Annotated in this window: 15 protein-coding genes and 1 pseudogene; 14 read left to right on the forward strand and 2 right to left on the reverse strand. The window is 37.4% G+C overall.

Features of this window, described 5'->3' with window-relative positions; translation table 11 throughout:
- The first annotated feature begins 145 nt into the window (after positions 1–145).
- From ACI6PS_RS10265 to ACI6PS_RS10275, 3 genes and pseudogenes are all read left to right on the forward strand, one after another.
- Positions 146–1,999 (forward strand): DNA topoisomerase IV subunit B, encoded by a 1,854-nt coding sequence (locus tag ACI6PS_RS10265; RefSeq protein WP_421012478.1) that lies wholly within the window; start codon positions 146–148, stop codon positions 1,997–1,999.
- Between the two features lie 120 nt (positions 2,000–2,119).
- Positions 2,120–2,526, forward strand: a pseudogene (locus ACI6PS_RS10270) (DUF1016 N-terminal domain-containing protein).
- Positions 2,527–2,556: 30 nt separating this feature from the next.
- A complete protein-coding gene (locus tag ACI6PS_RS10275) occupies positions 2,557–5,208 on the forward strand; it encodes a DNA gyrase/topoisomerase IV subunit A (protein WP_421012479.1) in 2,652 nt (883 codons plus the stop codon).
- Between the two features lie 35 nt (positions 5,209–5,243).
- Here ACI6PS_RS10275 and ACI6PS_RS10280 read toward each other — a convergent pair whose 3' ends face one another.
- Both ACI6PS_RS10280 and ACI6PS_RS10285 read right to left on the reverse strand, forming a co-directional pair.
- Positions 5,244–5,654: a hypothetical protein gene (locus ACI6PS_RS10280; protein WP_421012480.1), complete on the reverse strand. Its 411-nt coding sequence runs from the start codon at positions 5,652–5,654 to the stop codon at positions 5,244–5,246.
- 6 nt (positions 5,655–5,660) lie between these two features.
- Positions 5,661–6,452: a hypothetical protein gene (locus ACI6PS_RS10285; protein ID WP_421012481.1), complete on the reverse strand. Its 792-nt coding sequence runs from the start codon at positions 6,450–6,452 to the stop codon at positions 5,661–5,663.
- 163 nt (positions 6,453–6,615) lie between these two features.
- Between ACI6PS_RS10285 and ACI6PS_RS10290 the strand changes: the two genes are divergently transcribed.
- The 11 genes from ACI6PS_RS10290 to ACI6PS_RS10340 all read left to right on the forward strand — a co-directional run.
- On the forward strand, positions 6,616–7,851 hold the full coding sequence (locus ACI6PS_RS10290) for an HD domain-containing protein (RefSeq protein ID WP_421012482.1): 1,236 nt from the start codon (positions 6,616–6,618) through the stop codon (positions 7,849–7,851).
- Between the two features lie 34 nt (positions 7,852–7,885).
- Positions 7,886–8,908, forward strand: a complete 1,023-nt coding sequence (gene lpxD, locus ACI6PS_RS10295; protein ID WP_421012483.1) for a UDP-3-O-(3-hydroxymyristoyl)glucosamine N-acyltransferase — start codon at positions 7,886–7,888, stop codon at positions 8,906–8,908.
- A gap of 22 nt (positions 8,909–8,930) precedes the next feature.
- Positions 8,931–10,319 (forward strand): bifunctional UDP-3-O-[3-hydroxymyristoyl] N-acetylglucosamine deacetylase/3-hydroxyacyl-ACP dehydratase, encoded by a 1,389-nt coding sequence (locus ACI6PS_RS10300; RefSeq protein ID WP_421012484.1) that lies wholly within the window; start codon positions 8,931–8,933, stop codon positions 10,317–10,319.
- 69 nt (positions 10,320–10,388) lie between these two features.
- Positions 10,389–11,174: an acyl-ACP--UDP-N-acetylglucosamine O-acyltransferase gene (gene lpxA, locus ACI6PS_RS10305; protein WP_421012485.1), complete on the forward strand. Its 786-nt coding sequence runs from the start codon at positions 10,389–10,391 to the stop codon at positions 11,172–11,174.
- Between the two features lie 46 nt (positions 11,175–11,220).
- Positions 11,221–11,787, forward strand: coding sequence for an elongation factor P (efp, locus tag ACI6PS_RS10310; RefSeq protein ID WP_421012486.1), 567 nt, complete (start codon positions 11,221–11,223; stop codon positions 11,785–11,787).
- A 93-nt stretch (positions 11,788–11,880) separates the two neighbouring features.
- The gene (locus ACI6PS_RS10315) at positions 11,881–12,810 is read left to right on the forward strand and encodes a UDP-3-O-(3-hydroxymyristoyl)glucosamine N-acyltransferase (RefSeq protein WP_421012487.1); all 930 of its coding nucleotides are present in this window, start codon (positions 11,881–11,883) and stop codon (positions 12,808–12,810) included.
- 2 nt (positions 12,811–12,812) lie between these two features.
- Positions 12,813–13,175, forward strand: a complete 363-nt coding sequence (locus tag ACI6PS_RS10320; protein WP_421012488.1) for a nuclear transport factor 2 family protein — start codon at positions 12,813–12,815, stop codon at positions 13,173–13,175.
- A 4-nt stretch (positions 13,176–13,179) separates the two neighbouring features.
- Positions 13,180–14,322 carry a hypothetical protein gene (locus ACI6PS_RS10325; RefSeq protein ID WP_421012489.1) on the forward strand — a complete coding sequence of 381 codons (1,143 nt, stop codon included), beginning with the start codon at positions 13,180–13,182 and terminating at the stop codon, positions 14,320–14,322.
- 96 nt (positions 14,323–14,418) lie between these two features.
- Positions 14,419–15,291, forward strand: a complete 873-nt coding sequence (gene sucD, locus ACI6PS_RS10330) for a succinate--CoA ligase subunit alpha (protein ID WP_421012490.1) — start codon at positions 14,419–14,421, stop codon at positions 15,289–15,291.
- Positions 15,292–15,461: 170 nt separating this feature from the next.
- A complete protein-coding gene (locus tag ACI6PS_RS10335; RefSeq protein ID WP_421012491.1) occupies positions 15,462–15,890 on the forward strand; it encodes a hypothetical protein in 429 nt (142 codons plus the stop codon).
- A 100-nt stretch (positions 15,891–15,990) separates the two neighbouring features.
- The coding region (locus tag ACI6PS_RS10340) for a leucine-rich repeat domain-containing protein (RefSeq protein WP_421012492.1) at positions 15,991–17,261 on the forward strand (1,271 nt) is incomplete at its 3' end.

Here is a 17,261-nt window from a genome sequence, read left to right on the forward strand (position 1 = left end):
CGCTTCAAAAAACAAAAATCCTCTCCCGAAGTTTCGGGACAAAAATCTTCAACCCACTTGTCAACAAGTCTTGAAAAAATTACTTTTCAAGACTTTCTTTTTTCTTGTGAATACTGTATATTAGCACCAAATCCACAAATTTCAAATGTCAGAACAAAATCAGTATACCGAAGACAATATCCGTTCCCTCGACTGGAAAGAGCACATCAGAATGCGTCCCGGAATGTATATCGGAAAATTGGGTGACGGTTCTTCGCCAGACGATGGTATTTATATTTTATTGAAAGAGGTTCTCGACAACTGTATCGATGAGTTCGTTATGGGTGCCGGAAAAACTATTGAGGTGAGCATCAGGGATAAAACGGTTTCTGTTAGAGATTATGGCCGTGGAATTCCGCTTGGAAAAGTCGTTGATGTCGTCTCAAAAATGAATACGGGTGGAAAATATGATTCGCTTGCCTTCAAGAAATCCGTAGGTTTAAATGGTGTCGGAACCAAGGCGGTAAACGCTTTGTCTAATTATTTCAGGGTAGAATCTGTTCGTGAGGACAAACAAAAAGCGGCCGAATTTTCTGCGGGAAATTTAGTTCTGGAGGAAGACGTGATCGATACAACAAAGCGAAAAGGAACAAAAGTTACCTTTACGCCAGATGAAGCCATCTTTAAAAACTACAAATTCAGGAACGAATATGTGGTGAAAATGCTGAAAAATTATTGCTACCTGAACACAGGCTTGACAATAATCTACAACGGTGAAAAATATTTTTCTGAAAACGGATTGAAGGATTTGTTGGAAGAAAACATTGCAGAAGACGATTTGGTGTATCCGATTATCCATCTGCTTGGCGATGATATCGAAATTGCGTTGACACACAGCAAGTCGCAATATTCTGAGGAATATCACTCTTTTGTGAACGGTCAGAATACGACACAGGGAGGAACGCACTTGGTGGCTTTTCGTGAAGCGGTTGTAAAGACAATTCGTGAGTTTTACAACAAAGGTTTTGAACCTTCCGATATCCGTAAATCAATCGTGAGTGCGGTTTCAGTAAAAGTGATGGAACCTGTTTTTGAATCGCAGACCAAGACCAAATTGGGTTCAACCGATATGGGTCCAGATTTGCCTTCGGTTCGAACTTTTGTCAATGACTTCGTAAAGAATAAACTAGATAATTTTCTACATAAAAATCCCGAAACGGCAGATTTGCTTTTGCGTAAAATTCTACAAGCCGAAAGAGAACGTAAAGAGCTTTCTGGAATCCGAAAGTTGGCAAAAGACAGGGCAAAGAAAGCCAATCTTCACAACAAGAAATTGCGTGATTGCCGCGTGCATTTGACCGATATTAAAAACCCAAGATATTTAGAAAGTACGCTTTTCATCACTGAGGGAGATTCTGCTTCGGGTTCGATTACAAAATCTCGTGACGTGAATACGCAAGGCGTTTTCAGTTTGCGTGGAAAGCCTTTGAATTCGTACGGAATGAGCAAGAAAATTGTGTATGAAAATGAAGAATTTAATTTGCTTCAGGCGGCCTTGAATATTGAGGAAGACATGGGCGATTTGCGTTACAACAATATCGTAATCGCAACCGATGCTGATGTTGATGGAATGCACATTCGATTGTTGCTGATCACATTCTTCCTGCAATTTTTTCCAGAATTGATCAAGGAAGGTCATCTGTATATTCTCCAAACGCCATTGTTCAGGATTCGAAATAGAAAGGAAACGATTTATTGCTATTCGGAACAGGAGCGTATTGATGCGATTGAAAAATTAAAGCCAAAACCAGAAATCACACGATTTAAAGGTTTGGGTGAAATTTCTCCGGATGAATTCAAGAATTTCATTGGAGAAACCATTCGTTTGGATCCTGTGATGATGGACAAAGGAACTTCAATCGAACAACTTTTGTCGTTTTATATGGGAAAAAACACCCCTGACAGACAGAAATTCATCATCAACAACTTGAAGGTTGAATTGGATGTGGTGGAGAAGTAGCTAATTTTTCGTTTTTGATTTTTTAATATGCAAGACAATCTTCAAAATAACTTTTTTCATCAGATAGTTTTGCTTTTGCAAGAGGCTAGGCTGCAGGTTGTGAGAACGGTAAATCACACAATGGTTTACACGTATTATAACATTGGAAAAATGATTGTTGAAGAAGAACAGAATGGAAAAGAGCGTGCTGAATATGGAAAACACTTGCTGGACTTTCGCAAAGATTGACGGAGGAATTTGGAAAAGGGTTTTCAGTTAGAAATTTAGAGCAAATAAGAAAGTTTTTTATCACCTACTCAAATTCGCAGACACTGTCTGCGAATTCTGATTCAGAGCAAATATCCGAGACACTGTCTCGTATTTCTAAAGTTGATGAAAAATCGTCGACAGTGTCTGCGAATTTTGAAACTACGAATTTACCGTTCGTTTTAACGTGGTCAGAAGATAACCAACAAATTTTTGCAAGCAAATACAAAACAGTTTTGCCAAGTAAAGAAGTTTTAGAGCAATTAATCAAGCAAAATTAATCTTCAGATTTAAAATTTGAGTTAAATAACATGGACGAAGAAGAAAATTTAGAGCCAATAGAAGAAGGTCAAGAATCGACGGAATCTTCGGGGCAGCATTTTTACGACAACCAAGAAGACGACAGTCAGGATACCATCACCAAGGTAACTGGAATGTACAAGGATTGGTTCTTGGACTATGCGTCTTACGTAATTCTGGAGCGTGCCGTTCCTGCGATTGAAGACGGTTTCAAGCCGGTACAGCGTAGAATCATGCACTCGATGAAGGAGCTGGACGACGGTCGTTACAACAAAGTAGCCAACATTGTCGGGCATACGATGCAGTATCATCCTCACGGTGATGCGAGTATCGGCGATGCTATGGTGCAAATCGGGCAAAAGGATCTGCTGATCGACATGCAAGGAAACTGGGGAAATATTCTCACAGGCGATGGTGCCGCGGCATCTCGTTACATTGAGGCGAGAATCAGTAAATTAGGCCATGATATTTTATATTCTCCAAAAATTACTTCTTGGCAAGCTTCTTATGACGGAAGACGAAACGAACCGATAAATCTTCCGGTAAAATTCCCGCTTTTGCTAGCTCAAGGTGCCGAAGGAATTGCCGTTGGACTTTCGATGAAAGTCTTGCCACACAATTTCAATGAACTGATTGACAGTTCGATAAAAATATTGAAAGGAAGATCGTTCACTTTATACCCTGATTTCCCAACAGCTGGTATTGCTGATGTCTCCAATTATAATGATGGAATGCGTGGCGGTCGTGTTCGAGTTCGTGCCAAAATTGGTCAACTCGATAAGCAAACGTTGGTGATTACCCAGATTCCATTTTCAACGAACACTGGATCTTTGATTGAAAGTATCTTGAAAGCCAATGAAAAAGGAAAAATCAAGATCAAGAAAATTGAAGACAATACGGCAGCAGAAGTTGAGATTTTAATTCATCTTTTTCCTGGGGTTTCTCCTGATAAGACCATCGATGCGCTTTTTGCCTTTACAGCCTGTGAAACTTCGGTAGCGCCTTTGGGATGTATTATCGAAGACCACAAGCCAAGGTTTCTCGGAGTTTCCGAAATGTTGAAAATTTCTACTTTCAGAACGGTTGATTTGTTGAAAAGAGAGCTTGAAATTCAGTTGGATGAATTGGAAGAGCAATGGCATTTCCTCTCCTTGGAACGTATTTTTATTGAAAATAGAATTTACCGCGATATTGAAGAAGAATCAACTTGGGAAGGCGTCATCAGGGCTATTGATGAAGGATTGAAACCGTACACCAAGCATTTGAAACGTGCCGTAACTGAAGAGGATATTACGCGTCTGACGGAAATCCGAATCAAGCGTATTTCGAAATTTGATATCGATAAAGCCCAGGAAAAGATTGAAGCTTTAGAAGGTGATATCGAACAAGTGAAATATGATTTGGAACATATTACTGACTTTGCAATTGCTTTTTTTACGAAATTAAAAGAGAAATACGGAAAAGGCAGAGAGCGTCTAACCGAACTGCGAATTTTCGATGATATTGAAGCAACAAAAGTGGTTTTGAGAAATACAAAATTATACGTCAACCGCGAGGAAGGTTTCATTGGAACCGGACTTAAAAAAGACGAATACGTTGCCGATTGTTCTGATATTGATGATATTATTGTTTTTCTTCGCGACGGAACCATGATGGTTTCCAAAGTGGATGAAAAGAAGTTCATCGGCAAAGACATCATTCACGTGGCGATTTTTGACAAGCAAGACAAGCGAACGATTTATAATATGATTTACCGTGACGGGAAATCCGGACCTTCGTACATCAAGCGTTTCAATGTTTCCGGGATTACAAGGGACAAGGCTTATGCGCTTTCGCAAGAAAAGCCAGGGTCTCAGGTACTTTATTTTTCGCATAATCCGAATGGTGAAGCGGAAGTCATTACGATTTTACTACGCCAAGTAGGTTCTGTAAAAAAGCTGAAATTTGATATTGATTTTGCCGATTTGGCGATCAAAGGAAGAGCTTCGAAAGGGAATTTGGTGACCAAATATCCGATCAAGAAAATCGAATTAAAAGAAAAGGGAATTTCTACTTTAAAACCAAGAAGAATCTGGTTTGACGATACTGTTCAAAAACTAAATGTAGATGGAAGAGGAGAGTTGTTGGGTGAGTTCCGTCCAAATGACCGACTTTTGATTATCAATCAATCAGGAAAATTGAAAACTATTATTCCTGAATTAACTACACATTTTGATGAAGATATGGTGGTGTTGGAAAAATGGATTCCCAAGAAACCAGTTTCGGCCATTTATTACGACGGAGAAAAAGAAAAATATTTCATCAAACGTTTCTTGATAGAAAACGAAAATAAAGAAGAAATTTTCATCACCGAACATCCAAAATCTCAATTGGAAATAGTCTCTACAGATTATCGTCCGGTTGCCGAGATTGTTTTTACCAAAATTAAAGGCGTTCAGAAAGATAACCAGACCATTGATTTGGAAAATTTTATTGCTGTAAAAGGAATTAAAGCAATCGGTAATCAATTGACGGGTGAAAAGTTAAAGCAGGTCAATCTTTTAGAGCCATTGCCTTATGAACCTCCAGTGGAAGAAATTCCAGAGGAGATAGAAGTTATTGAAGAGGATTTTGGTGATGTCCAATTAGACGACGACGGACAAATCACTTTGAGCTTAGATTAAAAAGAAACTCCTGCCGAAAGACAGGAGTTTCTTTTTTAGTAGGAACTATGAGGAAGTTGTTGCTTGATGGCAGATGATTTTGTAAACATTCGAACTATGACGCCATATTTAGTGTTCCATTCAAGTGTAATAAAATTGCGATCTTCGGAAGCATCTTTACAGTTTTCCCATTCGATTAAATAACAGCCAATTGCATTCTTTTCATTCTTTATTTTCTCAGATAAGGTTTCAATGGTTTCCAACATGGAAGGAGATAGAACTTCATTGTCTATTCCGTTTAATTCGGCCATCAATACATCATTGAATTTAGAATTATATTCATAATAACCTTCTTTTCTGAATTTCTGTACAATATCCGATTGGCTTTCCTGAAAAGAATATTCCTTGTCAAGACTGCAGCTGATGAGGAAGAATAGGAATATGACTGATTTTAAAAGAGGTTTCATAAATTTTTAGTTATCAATTTGTTGCTGTAATAATAAACCGCTGCACAGATTGGAAAGCAGGAAGCGTTCTTGATTGTCAGTAGTTTTTAGGAATACCATTCCTCTGTCGATGAGGGAAACGGCGGCTACTGATTTATTATTGGCATCAAAGATTTCATATCCAACAGAGCCAAATAGAATAGATTTTGGTCCTTTTTTAGAAGCTACCTTGGTTATAGGCTTCAAAGTATAATAGTTTTTTTCGTCGAAAGCAAAAACGCCAGTGTAGTTGTCTGCTTTCAATTGCGAGGCCTGATTGTCCAAAATCAATTGCCAAGGTTTGATACCATTTTCTACATATACTTGTAGGTAAAAGAAACTGTTGACGTTGGTTTCGATGTTAACCAAGTCATGAAAAATATTTAGGACACTATTAGGATTTTTTCCAATTGTCAAGCTTTCAGAATCAAAAGCCGAAGAGGCATAAACATCAGAAATTCTGTTTTCATGATCATTCAATTGAAAATAAAATGCCTGATTGCGATTGATGTATTCTTTGGAAATAATATCAGGATAGAAGAAATCGCCTGTTCCGGTTGAAATTCCTACTCTTGAATTACCTCCCTTGGTCCATGATCTTTTTACTTTAGAAGTTTTAAAATTGCCAAATTCTAATTTCTGATTGATAAGAATTCCTTGGCGTCCTTTTACTGATAATTCTTCGGTATTACTTGTATCATTGTCACTCAAAGCGGGTTTCAATGGAGTGCATCCTTGCATAGTAATTAGCGTGATTACTGCTAATAATATTCGTTTCATTTTTATTAAATTGATTGATGATGTGTATTAGAACGCTAAATAGTTCATTTTGTTACATGTTTTGGAAAAATAAAATGGAACTTCTTACTTCTAGGGATGCTTCTATATTCTATTTATAACTTCATTTCCTTATATTTGCAATCCTGAAAAGTATACGTAAAAAGTGAGTCAGATAAACAAATTAAAAATTCTCAATGATCCCATTTATGGGTTCATTACCATTCCCGATACCCTTATTTACGATCTAGTGCAGCATCCTTATTTCCAAAGATTAAGACGCATTTCGCAAATGGGATTATCGTATTTGGTTTATCCAGGAGCGCATCATACACGTTTTCATCACGCTTTGGGTTGCATGCACATCATGCAGAAAGCCGTTGAAGTCATCCGTTTCAAGGGAACTGAAATCTCAAAGGAAGAAGAACGTGCTTTATACGTTGCGATACTTTTGCACGACATCGGTCACGGGCCTTTCTCGCACGCAATGGAGCACAGTATCGTTGAAGACGTCAACCATGAGTCAATTTCATTATTGTTTATGGACAAGCTCAATGCCGAATTTAATGGCGAGTTGAGTCTTGCAATACAAATCTTCAAGGGCGATTACCACAGGAAATTTATGTTGCAGTTGATATCAAGTCAGCTGGATATGGACAGGATGGATTACCTGAAACGCGATAGTTTTTACAGCGGTGTAGCCGAAGGAAACATCAATTCCGACAGGTTAATCCAAATGATGACGGTGGTGGAGGATGTTCTGGTGATTGAAGAAAAAGGAATCTATTCCGTAGAGAAATTCCTGATGGCAAGACGATTGATGTATTGGCAAGCTTATCTTCATAAAACTAGTCTAGTGGCGGAATTAATTTTGACGAAAGTCCTAAAAAGAGCGAAAGAATTAACGCAAAAAGGCATTGTTTTAAATTGTAGCGCATCACTTTCCTTCTTTCTGCAGAATAAAATCACATTGGAATCTTTTGATGACGCAACACTCGATTTGTTTGCCCAACTGGATGATTTTGATATCATCAGCGCCTTGAAAAATTGGCAATCACATGATGATTATGTTTTAAAATCACTCAGCAGAATGATCATCAACCGCGATTTATTGAAGATAAAAATAAGCGAGGAAAAGTTTTCTCAGGAAGATGCCGATGTTTATATTACAACCTTTGCCAAGCTAAATAACATATCCTTGCACGATGCTGGATATTTTGTTTACAAAGGAAAAATAAAAAACCAAGCCTACAACAAGGAGGCCGAACCCATAAGGATATACAAGAAAGACAAGTCAATTGAAGATGTTGTAACCGCTTCTGACCAATTGAATATAAAAGCCTTGACCAAACCGGTGACCAAATTTTATATTTGTTTTCCAAAAGTACTTGCCGAAAATTAACAATTAAAAATCTATTTTTTATATTTTTGTCGGGATGAAATTTACAGCAGAACAAATAGCAGGTATTTTAGAAGGTGAAGTAGTAGGAAATCCTAATGCTGAAGTTTCAAGATTGTCTAAGATAGAAGAAGGAACAGATGGCTCGCTAACATTTTTAAGCAATCCTAAGTACCACAATTTCATATATTCAACTCAAGCTTCAGTAACTATTGTCAACCAATCTTTTGTGCCAGAAGCTCCCATTTCTACTACACTTATTAAGGTAGAAGATGCCTATGGCGCTTTTTCAAAGATATTGGCATTTTACGACCAAGTAAAACACAACAAAAACGGAATCGAACAACCATCTTCCATCTCGGAAAATGTTAAATATGGCTCCGATTTTTATCTCGGAAGCTTCAGCTACATTGGAAATAACGTCACAATCGGAAACAATGTAAAGATATATCCCAATGCATTTGTCGGCGATAATGTTGTTATCGGCGATAATGTGATTATTTTTGCAGGAGCGAGGATTTATTCAGAAACCATTATCGGAAACTATTGTGCCATTCATTCTGGAGCAATCATCGGAGCAGATGGTTTTGGCTTTGCGCCAAATGCCGACGGAACTTACACAAAGATTCCACAGATAGGTAACGTTATATTAGAAGATTATATAGATATCGGAGCGGCCACAACAATTGACAGAGCTACAATGGGTTCAACCATCATCAGGAAAGGGGTGAAGCTCGACAACCAGATACAGATTGCCCATAACGTAGAAATTGGTGAAAATACCGTAATTGCCGCCCAAACGGGTGTTGCAGGCTCAACCAAAATCGGAAGTAATTGCATAATAGGCGGCCAGGTTGGAATTGCTGGGCATATTACCATCGGAAATAATGTTAGAATCCAAGCTCAAACAGGTGTAGGTAAAAATATTAAGGATGGCGAAATAATACAAGGAAGCCCTGCATTTGGTTATAATGATTATAGCAAATCCTATGTTCATTTCAGAAACTTGCCGAAAATAGTTACTGAAATCGAAGAATTAAAGAAGAAGATTAATAAATAAGTATAATAAAAACCAAAAAACAATGGTTAAACAGACAACCATCCAAAACGAAATTTCTCTAACAGGAGTAGGACTCCATACGGGAAAAGAAGTGAAAATGACTTTTAAGCCAGCACCAGTCAACAATGGTTTTACATTTGTAAGAGTTGATTTGGAAGGCCAACCTATTATTGAAGCTGATGCCAATTATGTGGTAAATACGCAAAGAGGCACAAACCTTGAAAAATTAGGAGTAAAAATCCAAACTTCAGAGCACGTTTTGGCGGCATTTGTTGGTTGTGATGTGGACAATGTTATTATAGAATTAAACGCTTCAGAGCCTCCAATCATGGATGGTTCGTCAAAATATTTTGTAGAAGCAATTGAAAAGGCAGGAATTGTTGAGCAAGAAGCAGAACGAAAATACTATGTAGTAAAAGAAGTAATTTCTTTTGTAGATGAAGCTACTGGAAGTGAAATTCTAGTAATGCCAAGCGATGACTATCAGGTAACTGCAATGGTTGATTTTGGTACAAAAGTACTAGGAACTCAAAATGCTACGATGAAAAATATTGGTGCTTTCAAAAAAGAAATCGCCGATGCAAGAACGTTTAGCTTTCTTCACGAATTAGAATCATTACTTGAAAATGGTTTGATTAGAGGAGGAGATCTAAACAATGCCATTGTTTATGTTGATAAGGAAATTTCCGATGCAACAATGGAGAACTTGAAAGTAGCCTTCGGGAAAGAAAAAATTTCGGTTAAACCAAACGGAATATTAGACAACCTTACTTTGCATTATCCAAATGAAGCGGCAAGACACAAATTGCTTGATGTGGTTGGAGATCTAGCTTTAATTGGAACCCGAATCAAAGGAAAAGTTATTGCGAATAAACCTGGTCATTTTGTGAATACGCAATTCGCAAAAAAGATGGCCAAAATCATCAAGATTGAACAAAGAAATCATGTTCCGGTTTATGATTTGAACCAGGAGCCGTTGATGGATGTCAATAAGATCATGACGATGTTGCCACACCGTCCACCTTTCTTGTTGATCGATAAAATCTTCGAACTATCAGATGTACATGTTGTTGGTTTGAAAAATGTAACGATGAACGAACCATTTTTCGTCGGACATTTTCCAGATGCACCTGTAATGCCGGGCGTTTTAATTGTTGAGGCAATGGCACAATGTGGAGGAATCTTGGTTTTAAGTACAGTTCCAGACCCTGATAATTACCTTACTTTCTTTATGAAAATAGACAATGTGAAGTTCAAACATAAAGTGTTGCCAGGTGATACTTTAATATTCAAATGTGATTTAATAACTCCAATAAGAAGAGGAATCTGCCACATGCAGGCAAATGCTTATGCAAACGGAAAACTAGTAGCGGAAGCAGAATTAATGGCGCAAATTGCCAAAAAACAATAATTTTTTTGTTGATTTGATTAATCGTTTATTCGGTTAATCGATTAGACAGTAAAACGATAAACAAAAAAAATGAATCAACCACTTGCTTATGTTCATCCGGGAGCTAAAATAGCTAAAAACGTTGTAATTGAGCCTTTTACAACAATCCATAACAACGTAGTTATTGGAGACGGAACTTGGATAGGTTCAAATGTTACCATTATGGAAGGGGCACGAATCGGAAAGAATTGCAATATTTTTCCCGGAGCTGTCATTTCGGCCATACCGCAGGATTTAAAATTTGGAGGAGAAGATTCTCTTGTAATTATAGGGGACAACGTAACCATCAGGGAATGTGTAACCATCAATAGAGGAACCATTGCTTCAGGACAAACCGTTATCGGGAACAATTGTCTTATCATGGCAACGGCACATATTGCCCACGATTGCCATGTTGGAAATAATGCGATTATCGTGAACGGTGTTTTGCTTGGCGGACACGTAACGGTTGGAAATTATGCCATCATCGGCGGACTTTCGGCAGTACACCAATTCATCAGCATCGGTGATCACGCGATGATTTCGGGTGGATCTTTGTTGAGAAAAGATGTTCCTCCGTTTACAAAAGCGGCAAAAGAACCACTTTCATACGTCGGAATTAACTCTGTTGGATTAAGAAGAAGAGGTTTTTCAACTGAGAAAATCAGGGAGATTCAGGAAATCTACAGGATCTTATACCAAAAAAATTACAATACCACTCAAGCTTTGGGAATCATCGAAGCAGAAATGGAAGCAACTCCAGAAAGAGACGAAATCATACAGTTCATTAGAAACTCTTCGAGAGGTGTCATGAAAGGATATACAGGAAGTTTCTAAAAGAAAACAAATTAGCAAATTAACAAACAACGAATAAACATATAAAATGGCATCTACATCAGATATTAGAAACGGATTATGCATCAAGTTCAATCACGATATTTATAAAATTATTGAGTTCTTACACGTTAAGCCAGGGAAAGGACCTGCTTTCGTTAGAACAAAATTAAAAAGTTTAACCAACGGAAAAGTATTGGACAATACCTTTTCTGCAGGACATAAGATTGACGAAGTTCGTGTTGAAACACATGAATTTCAATTCTTGTATGCAGAAGGTGATTTATATAACTTCATGCACACTGAAACGTACGAGCAAATTCAATTGAACAAGGCTATCCTTGACGCACCTGAATTGTTGAAAGAAGGAACAACTGTAAAAGTGATCATAAATGCTGAGACTGAAGCACCTTTATCAGTTGATATGCCTGCTTCAGTTGTTTTGGAGGTAACGTATTCTGAGCCAGGAGTAAAAGGGAATACTTCTACAAATGCTACAAAGCCAGCAACTGTTGAAACGGGAGCAACTGTAAACGTTCCGTTGTTCATCAACGAAGGTGATAAAATTAAAATTGATACCGCTACAAGCTCTTATATGGAGCGCGTAAAAGAGTAATAAATTTGATTATGAGATAATTTGATAATTTGAAAATGCATCACAAGTTTTTCAATTCTCAAATTATCTCATTTACAAATCTTCAAATCAAATATGAAGTTTCCAAAAGTCCATTCTTTAAAAGAAATTGCTGCAATCATCAATACTGATTATGTTGGTGATGATAACTTCCCAGTTCACGGCATGAACGAGATTCATGTGGTTGAGCCTGGGGATATTGTTTTTGTTGACCATCCGAAATACTACGACAAGGCTCTGCAATCGGCGGCAACGATTGTTTTAATCAATAAAAATGTAGAATGTCCTGAAGGAAAAGCGCTTCTTATTTCTGATGATCCGTTTAGGGATTTCAACAAATTGACCAATCATTTCAGACCGTTCCAGTTTTCGAATGTATCTATTTCGCCTTCGGCAAAAATAGGAGCCGGAACCATCATTCAGCCGAATACTTTTATCGGACATAATGTTGTTATCGGTAAGAATTGCTTGATTCATTCCAATGTTTCCATTTATGACAATACCGTAATTGGAGATAACGTGATGATCCACGCAGGAACTATCCTTGGAGCTGATGCTTTTTATTACAAGAAGCGTCCAGAAGGTTTTGACCAATTGATTTCTGGCGGAAGAGTAGTCATAGAAGATAATGTTGGGATTGGAGCTCTTTGTACCATCGATAAAGGAGTTACGGGTGATACGACTATTGGCGAAGGAACAAAACTAGACAATCAAGTGCATGTTGGACATGACACAGTGATTGGTAAAAAATGCCTTATCGCTTCACAAACCGGAATTGCAGGTTGTGTAATCATCGAGGATGAAGTTACGCTTTGGGGACAAGTAGGAACCACAAGTGGCATCAGAATTGGATCGAAGGCTGTGGTGATGGGGCAAACAGGTGTTACCAAATCAGTTGAAGGAGGGAAAACCTACTTCGGAACGCCGATTGAAGAATCTCGTGAAAAGCTGAAACAATTGGCAAATATCAAGAAGATACCGCAAATACTCGAAAAACTAAAATAATTATGTCTGCTAAAAAGATAGTTCAGGATTTTTATAAATCGGATGCCTTGATTGATGCCAAGGTAATGGCGGAATATTTGCATCCAGAGGTAATTTTAGAATGGAACAGTACCAAAGGTTTTCTGAAACTTGGTTATGACGAGATCATTTCGCTGACTGAAAATATGAGCAAGGCCTATATTCGATCAAAAGCCAGAATCAACCCGATTATTGTGGAGAAAAACATGGTTTCGTTGCGCTTTTCACACTATGTCAAGACTTTCGAAAACCCACGCGAAGAAATGCTCTTGGCACATTTTTTTGTGATTTGGGAAATCAAGGACGACAAATTGTTCCGCGGTTACCAAATGAGTCAAATTTCTTAAGCCAATGAAATGGCGAGGTATTACAGTTTCCTATCCCAAAGAAGTAATACTTATAAAAATTACCTGTATTGCCTGGCTCATTGCCAAAATCATTTCCTTCAAAGTTTGGACTATTGACAGGTATTTTCCCGTTGCTCCAGTTTTTGATTTTTTATCTTTCCCAAATCAATTTCATCTTATTCTTTATGCAATTTCTTTGATAGGAATTGCGAGTATTTTTCTCTTTCCCAATGAAAAAATAATCCTGATAGGCGTCATCATCCTCGAGTTATTCTCGTGTAGTTTGGACTATATGCGATGGCAACCTTGGGAATATCAATATTTGCTTACTCTTGTTTTTTTTCTTTTTGCAAAAGATAGAAAAAAGTTTCTTTCGCTTTTTACTTTTTTGTTAGCGGCAACTTACGTCTTTAGTGGGATACATAAATTCAGCGGAAGCTTCCTCTATACTTTTTGGGATAAGATAGTCTTGTATCGATTGTTTGGTCTTTCTTATAGCGAGTTTATGAATCCGCTTTATCATTATTCTGGGTTGATGCTGTCGGTTGTTGAAGTGGCTATTGGAGTCGGTATCTTATTTGTTCGAACCAGAAAATATTTTGCTCTTGTTGCCATCATTATGCATCTCATCATCGTTCTGATTTTTGGACCTTCGGGCTTGAATTACAACATCATCATCTTTCCTTGGAACTTGGCCATGATGGCGCTAGTTGGTGTATTGTTCTATAAAAATGCAGAGCCAAACTTTTCCCTTTCATTCTTTAGGAGCAAGCTTAATGTGGGTGCATTTCTTTTTGTTGGTGTGATGCCTGTTCTTTGCCTTTTCGGGAAATGGGATGATTATTTGTCGTTTAATTTATATTCTGGAAATATAAAAACACTGGTAGTCTGTGTGGAAGATCTAGAAGAATATCCCGAATTGAAACCCTATCAATCTACCGCAAGAAGCAGCAGGTATTGCAATGATAGCTACTTGATTAATACCACAACATGGGCACTGGACGAGTTGAAAGTTGCGGTATATCCGGAGGAAAGAGTGTTCAGGAAACTACAGGAAAGCTTTGAAGGGAAATATCCAAAGGTTAAAAAAACATTTGTTTATTACACCTATCCGTACGGAAATAAAAATATAAGGCTGGTAGAGTAAAATTCTATTGCGATTTTTCCTGTTTTTGCTTTACACTTTGCCTCTAAAAACCTATTTTTGCATCACCATTTCAAAAAATAATTAAAAAGATATATTATGAGCGTTTTAGTAAACAAAGATTCTAAAATAATTGTTCAGGGTTTTACAGGGAGTGAAGGTACTTTTCACGCTTCTCAAATGATTGAATACGGAACAAACGTTGTAGGTGGTGTTACTCCAGGAAAAGGAGGAACTACTCACTTGGAGCGTCCAGTTTTCAACACTGTGAAGGATGCTGTAGAGCAAGCCGGAGCTGATACAACAATCATTTTCGTTCCGCCAGCTTTTGCTGCTGACGCAATTATGGAAGCTGCAGATGCTGGAATCAAAGTAATCATCACTATTACTGAAGGTATTCCGGTTGCAGACATGATCAAAGCTTACGCTTATATTCAAAATAAAGAGTGCCGTTTAATCGGGCCAAACTGTCCAGGGGTAATCACTCCGGGTGAAGCTAAGGTTGGTATCATGCCAGGTTTCGTTTTCAAAAAAGGTAACGTAGGTATCGTTTCTAAATCAGGAACGTTGACGTATGAGGCGGCTGACCAAGTGGTAAAACAAGGTTTGGGAATCACAACTGCTATTGGTATCGGTGGAGATCCAATCATCGGAACTACTACTAAGGAAGCGGTTGAATTGTTGATGAACGATCCAGAAACTGAAATCATCATCATGATTGGTGAAATTGGAGGTCAACTTGAAGCTGATGCTGCTAAATGGGTGAAAGCTGACGGTAACCGTAAGCCAGTTGTAGGTTTCATCGCAGGTGAAACAGCTCCAAAAGGAAGAACAATGGGTCACGCAGGTGCAATCGTTGGTGGTGCTGATGATACAGCCGAAGCTAAAAAACGCATCATGAGAGAAAACGGAATCCACGTAGTTGACTCTCCTGCTGAAATCGGTAAAAAAGTAAAAGAAGTATTGGGTTAATACTTGAGGCAAGAGAAAAGAGCCAAGAGGCAATACCAATAAAACCTATAAATAAGGCTCCACTTTTAGAGTGGAGCTTTTTCTTTAAAGTGTTTATTCGTTTATTTGGTTGTACTTCAGATAGCTAATGACCGAATAAACGAATTCACGAATAAACAAATACACAATTTATGTACAAAGAATTAAAGAAATTCAAAACCTATAGCATCTTTGGCTTCAGACCAGAGGAGAGCCTAGAAACTGTTTGCAACGCACCCGAAGATGGGAGTGGTGTATTCTTGGTTTATGATATAGTAGATGGCGAAAGGGAATTGATTATGGTAGGTTCTACCGGAACAATCCAAAACGACGGAACGTTGAAGAGCAAAAACGGTGGCCTATACGACAAGATCGTAAACGGACACCAATTTGCCAAGACAGGAAGAAAGTATTCTTGGCCGGCACAAATGAAGCTCGAAAACATGGGGCGTATTGAGGTAGATTGGTTTGTAACCTTCAACGAGAAGAACAAGGTGATCCCAACTTTTGTAGAAGGGCAAATATTGCAAAACTATTTGGACGAGAACGGGAAGTTGCCAAGATGGAACGTGGCGTTCTAAGACTACAACAGAGATAAATTACCGAAGGCCTTACAAATTGTAAGGCTTTTTTTATTTTAAAGAATTGGTTTTTATATATTTGACGACTTATATTTATTTTATGAAAAAACTTTACTTTTTGGTTATAGTAATCTTTGCGGTGGTTAGTGTTAAAGGACAGGTTATTAATTTTCCTGATGGTACTTTTAAAAGCAAATTAGTATACTATACAGACATTGCTAAAAATCTAGAAGGGGTCTATTTTAAGGTTGATGCTAACAACAATGGTCAAATAGAGGTTAGTGAAGCTCTTCAGGTTAGTGAATTGGATTTAACACAGGGAGTTGGTTATTTTATTGGGAACTTTGCGGGTCTTGAGTATTTTACAAATTTAAAAACATTCAAAACGGTTTCACCTTCGTTATCTACTTTTGATATAAGTGCACTTACGAACTTAACAACCCTTAGTTTTACTAATAGTAATCTCACTAATCTAATTTTTGACACGAGTACTTCATTATTAGAAGATCTTGATATCACCCAAAATCTATTCCAGTCTTTAGATGTTTCAGGAATGGAATATCTCAGGATTTTAAAATGTGGTAAAAATAGTTTGTTGAGTTTGAATATTTCAGGTTGTATAAATTTGACGACTTTGGAATGTTCAGAGAACGAACTTACAGTATTGAATCTGACGGATTGTATAAACCTAGCAAATTTGAATTGTGCAAAAAATAATCTTACAGCATTAGATGTAACTCCTAATATAAATATTGAGGAGTTGCTATGTGAAGAAAATCAAATAGGATCGCTAGATGTTAGCATGTTGGAAAATTTAAAAAGTCTACAATGTCATACAAATGGAATGACCGTTTTGAATATGGATGGTCTGGAGAATATAGAGAAATTGAATTGTTCAACTAATGTTTTATCAAGTATTAATGTAGGAGGTCTAGTGCATTTGAAAAAGTTAGAATGTTTTGATAATCAACTATCAGAAATAAGTGTGGGCGAACTCATTGATCTTGAGATATTAAATTGCAATAACAACTTAATTACCGCGCTAGATGTAGAAGGAAAAACTAAGTTAAAAAATTTAAAGTTTTCTAATTGTCCTATTTCTACTATCACTCTTACTGGTTTAGATACGATAATGCAAATAGAGTGTAATAATACAGCCCTAGGAGAAATAGATATTAGCGGACTTACAACTTTATTAGCTTTAACTTGTACTAATTCGAATATTTCAACTTTGAATTTATCGGGTGCAACTTCGTTGATAGGGCTGTATTGTTCGAATAATCAAATTGAATCTTTGAATTTAAATGGTTTAAGCCATCTGAAATATTTTAACTGCGATCATAATTTATTAACTTCTTTAAATTTGACAGG

It is taken from the genome of Flavobacterium sp. PLA-1-15 (assembly GCF_049060005.1).
GTDB lineage: Bacteria > Bacteroidota > Bacteroidia > Flavobacteriales > Flavobacteriaceae > Flavobacterium.

Coding starts and splice junctions, on each gene's coding strand:
- ACI6PS_RS10265 (WP_421012478.1), top strand. CDS start 146: ATGTCAGAACAAAATCAGTATACCGAAGACAATATCCGTTCCCTCGAC.
- ACI6PS_RS10275 (WP_421012479.1), top strand. CDS start 2,557: ATGGACGAAGAAGAAAATTTAGAGCCAATAGAAGAAGGTCAAGAATCG.
- ACI6PS_RS10280 (WP_421012480.1), bottom strand. CDS start 5,654: ATGAAACCTCTTTTAAAATCAGTCATATTCCTATTCTTCCTCATCAGC.
- ACI6PS_RS10285 (WP_421012481.1), bottom strand. CDS start 6,452: ATGAAACGAATATTATTAGCAGTAATCACGCTAATTACTATGCAAGGA.
- lpxD (WP_421012483.1), top strand. CDS start 7,886: ATGAAATTTACAGCAGAACAAATAGCAGGTATTTTAGAAGGTGAAGTA.
- ACI6PS_RS10300 (WP_421012484.1), top strand. CDS start 8,931: ATGGTTAAACAGACAACCATCCAAAACGAAATTTCTCTAACAGGAGTA.
- lpxA (WP_421012485.1), top strand. CDS start 10,389: ATGAATCAACCACTTGCTTATGTTCATCCGGGAGCTAAAATAGCTAAA.
- efp (WP_421012486.1), top strand. CDS start 11,221: ATGGCATCTACATCAGATATTAGAAACGGATTATGCATCAAGTTCAAT.
- ACI6PS_RS10315 (WP_421012487.1), top strand. CDS start 11,881: ATGAAGTTTCCAAAAGTCCATTCTTTAAAAGAAATTGCTGCAATCATC.
- ACI6PS_RS10320 (WP_421012488.1), top strand. CDS start 12,813: ATGTCTGCTAAAAAGATAGTTCAGGATTTTTATAAATCGGATGCCTTG.
- ACI6PS_RS10325 (WP_421012489.1), top strand. CDS start 13,180: ATGAAATGGCGAGGTATTACAGTTTCCTATCCCAAAGAAGTAATACTT.
- sucD (WP_421012490.1), top strand. CDS start 14,419: ATGAGCGTTTTAGTAAACAAAGATTCTAAAATAATTGTTCAGGGTTTT.
- ACI6PS_RS10335 (WP_421012491.1), top strand. CDS start 15,462: ATGTACAAAGAATTAAAGAAATTCAAAACCTATAGCATCTTTGGCTTC.